The sequence below is a fragment of the uncultured Paracoccus sp. genome (assembly GCF_945915435.1).
GTDB lineage: Bacteria > Pseudomonadota > Alphaproteobacteria > Rhodobacterales > Rhodobacteraceae > Paracoccus.
In genome coordinates this window covers 1-3,747 of sequence record NZ_CAMEFG010000085.1, presented here as the reverse complement: position 1 = coordinate 3,747, position 3,747 = coordinate 1, and the positions used below count along the sequence as shown (strand labels likewise).

3 protein-coding genes and 1 pseudogene are annotated in these 3,747 nt (G+C 67.7%); all 4 read right to left on the bottom strand.

All coding sequences use genetic code 11. From position 1 onward, the window contains the following. A pseudogene (locus Q0O97_RS17355) lies at positions 1 to 258 on the bottom strand (iron ABC transporter permease); the annotation flags it as partial. A gap of 55 nt (positions 259 to 313) precedes the next feature. Next, positions 314 to 1,636, bottom strand: a complete 1,323-nt coding sequence (locus Q0O97_RS17350) for an extracellular solute-binding protein (RefSeq protein WP_294932404.1) — start codon at positions 1,634 to 1,636, stop codon at positions 314 to 316. A 154-nt stretch (positions 1,637 to 1,790) separates the two neighbouring features. Next, positions 1,791 to 3,059 carry a sigma-54 dependent transcriptional regulator gene (locus Q0O97_RS17345; RefSeq protein ID WP_294932401.1) on the bottom strand — a complete coding sequence of 423 codons (1,269 nt, stop codon included), beginning with the start codon at positions 3,057 to 3,059 and terminating at the stop codon, positions 1,791 to 1,793. A 1-nt stretch (position 3,060) separates the two neighbouring features. Continuing rightward, on the bottom strand, positions 3,061 to 3,747 hold a 687-nt coding region (locus Q0O97_RS17340), incomplete at its 5' end, for an ATP-binding protein (protein WP_294932398.1).

The window sequence follows — 3,747 nt, the reverse complement described above, 5'->3', positions numbered from 1 at the left end:
CACCACCGACATGGCCGAGACATAGAACGAGTTCACGAAGCTTTCGCGAAACAGCGTCGTATTGAAGAAATCCTGGAAGTTTTGCAACGTGAAGGCGCCGGTGCGGGCATCCAGGAAGGCCACATAGATCACCTGCGCCACCGGCAGGATCAGGAAGGCCATCAGGAAGATCGCGATCAGGATGCCCGCGACGGCGGCACCCGACAGGCGGGGAAACAGCGTGAAGCCGCGGGAAGCGGTTGGGATCGTGTCGGGCATGGTGTCCTCGCGGCGTCAGGGGTTCCGCGCCGCCGTGACGGCGCGGAAGGCTGGCTCAGTTCAGCGCGGCGGCCTGATCGGCCAGTTCGCGGGCCTTGCGGTAGTTTTCCACCGCGAAGCTGTCCCAGGACTGTTCGATCTCGGCCTGACGGCCCACGACCTCGGTTTCGGGATCGGCGCGCGAGATGGTGAAGGCCTGCGTGAAGGACGGGTCCAGCGATTGCTCTTCGGTGATCGGCATGGCCTCGACCAGCGCGCGGGCCTCGGCGATCAGGGCGGCGGCTTCCTCGTTGCCCGACTCGGCATGGGCGGCCTCGGCCTTCTGCACGGCGGCAACGGCGGCGCGCAGGTCGTCAAGGCGGTAAGTCACCAGCACATCAAAGAGCGAGTTCACAAGGTTGTAGCGCACCCCGGACATATCCACGTCGAACTCGATCGCGCCCGGTGCGAAGTCTTCCGAGAACGGGTTGGGGAAGCCCTCGGGCGCGTTGGCATAGGCGTCGGGGTTGACCGGCAGGCGCATGATGGCGGGGTCCAGCAGGACCTCCTGCCCCTCGGGCGACAGCAGGAATTCGACGAATTGCTTCGCGCCTTCCTCGTTCGGCGCATTCTCGATGATGCCGATATTCGCCGGAACGATGGCGGTCACGCTGGGATAGACCAGCTCGACCGGAAAGCCGCTGGCCTTGGACGCCAGCCCGAAGAAGTCGATCACGATGCCGAAGCCCGTCGCGCCCGAATTCACCGCATCGGGCACGCCGAAGCTGCGTTCCGTCACGGTGTTCATGTTGCCGGAAATCCATTTCCACGTCGCCCAGCCTTCGTCCCAACCTTCGCCCTGCAGCACGGTCTCGACCGTCAGGTGGGTGGTGCCGGACCGCGAGGGCGAGGACATCGCGACATGGCCGTTGTATTCGGCGCGCTTCAGATCCTCCCATTCCTCGGCCACGGGCAGGTCGTTGGCCTGGATATAGCGGGTGTTATACATGATCCCGTAGCCCGAGGCGGCAAAGCCGAAATAGCTGCCGTCGGGATCGTTGATCGGATAGCCGCCGATCACGTCCGGGATACCTTCGGACTGCACGTCAACGGTGGCCAGCAGCCCTTCTTCCTTCAGCACCTCGAAGGCGTCGGGGGCCGAAGCCCACATCAGGTCGATGGTGTTGGCGCTGCGGGTCTCTTGCAGGTGCGAGACGGCGGCATTGGTGTTGCGGCTGACCACCTCCAGCGTGGTGCCGGGGTGGGCGGCCTCGAAGGCGGCCTTGAACGGGTCGGTCAGGTCGCGCGGGAACGAGGTCACCACGGTCACCGTATCGGCGAAGCTGGCGGCCGAAGTCATCATCAGCGCAAGCGCGCCGAGCGTAAGGGTTCTGTTCATATCTCTCCTCCCAGAGGCGTCAGGCGGGCCGGGGCAAACCGGCATCCCATTGGCGCAAGCAACTGTGCAGGATGCCCGACTGCCTTGCAACATATTGTTTTAGTTAATTTTTATGGGTCACTTTCGACACGCGAAACGGGTCGTTTCCGACCCGTTACAGCATGTCGTGATGGCGCAACCGCAGATAGAGCCGCTTGCGCGGGATGCCCAGCAGCGCCGCCGCCTCGGCCTTGCGGCCTCCGGTCTGGATCAGCGCGGAACGCAGCAGGCGCGATTCGAAGGCCTCCATCGCGGCGTCATAGCCCATGCCGACGGTCTCGGCGGTCTCGCCCGCGGGCGGGAAGCTGGTGTCGAGACCGATCACCAGCCGCTCGGCCAGATTGCGGGCCTCACGGACGTTGCCGGGCCAGTCATGATACGCGATCCGGCGGCGCAGGGCGCTGTCGATATGAGGCTTGGGCAGGTCGTGGCGGGCGGCGGCCTCGGCGGCGAAATGGGCGACCAGCAGGGCCGCGTCGCCCTCGCGTTCGCGCAGGGGCGGCAGGGGCAGCGAGGCGTTGAAACGGTGGAACAGGTCGGCGCGCAGCCTGCCGTCCGCCACCAGCACATCCGGCGGGCGCTTGACGCTGCCCAGGATGCGCAGGTCCACGGGGCGCGGGGCCGCGCCAAGCGGCGTGATCTCGCGCGATTCGACCACGCGCAGCAGGCGGACCTGAAGCCCGTCGGGCATGGATTCCAGCTCGTCCAGATAAAGCGTCCCGCCTTCCGCCCGCGCGATCAGGCCGGGCGCGTCGCCGGTGCCGAACAGTTCCCGGTCCACCTCGGGTTCCGACAGCGCCCCGCAGTTGATGGCGACGAAGGGGCCGTCCGCGCGGGGCGACAGGTCGTGCAGGATGCGCGCGGCCAGTTCCTTGCCGGTGCCGGTCTCGCCCGCGATCAGCAGGTCGAGTTGCAGGCCCGCCAGCGCGCGCAGCCTCTGGCGCAATTCCTGCATGGCGGCGGATCGCCCGATCAGGCGATCCTCGATGCGACCCTCGCGCAGCCGGGCGTTTTCCAGATGCAAGGCGCGCATCGCCTGCGCGCGCCGCAGCACGTCCAGCATCAGTTCGGGGGCGCAGGGCTTTTCCAGGAAGTCATGCGCGCCGCCCCGCATGGCGCGGATCGCGGCGGGCACGTCGCCGTGGGCGGTGATCAGGACAAAGGGCACCTCCGGCGCAACCTCCCGCGCGCGGTCCAGGAAATCCAGCCCCGAAAGCCCCGGCATCCGCAGGTCCGACAGGATCACGCCGGGAAAATCGGGCGTCAGCGCCGCCAGCGCGGGGGCGGCGGCATCGAAGGCACGGACACGGAAACCGGCCAGTTCCAGCGTCTCGGCGGTGGCCTGCCGCAGGTCGGCGTCGTCCTCGACCAGCATCACCTCCATGTCACTCCCCTTCCCAACGGTTCAGGCGCAGGCGGACCTCGGCGCCGCCCTGCGGGTGCTGCTCGATCTCCAGATGGCCGCCCATGTCCTGCATGACGTTGAAGGCGATGGAAAGGCCCAGGCCAAGCCCCTTGCCCGGTTCCTTCGTCGTCACGAAAGGGTCGGTCAGCGCCTGCCCGCTATGGCCGCCCAGACCCACGCCATTGTCGCGGATCACCAGCCGCACGGGGTCGCGGCCCGCCAGTTCGATGCGGATCAGGCCCGGATCGCCCACGCCTTCCCGCGCCGCGATGGCGTCCAGCGCATTGCCGAGGATGTTCAGCAGCACCTGTTCCAGCAAGATCTCGTCCCCCGCGACCGCCAGCCCGCCAAGGTCGGCGCAATCCACGCGCACGCCCTCGGCCCTCAGGCGGTGGTCCAGCAGGTCCAGCGCGGCCTGCACCGGCTCGGCCAGCGTCACCCGCACATTGCGATGCTCGGAACGGCGGGCGATGCGGCGCAGATGGCCGATGGTGCGGGTGATGCGTTCCAAGAGCGCCTCGATCCGGGCGATGGCGGGGCCTGCGTCGGGATAGGCGGCGCGCAGGTTGTGCAGGCGGTGGCCAATGGCGGCAAGCGGCTGGTTGATCTCGTGGCTGATCGCGGCGGACATCTGGCCAAGCGCCGCCATCTTGCCCGCCTGCACCAG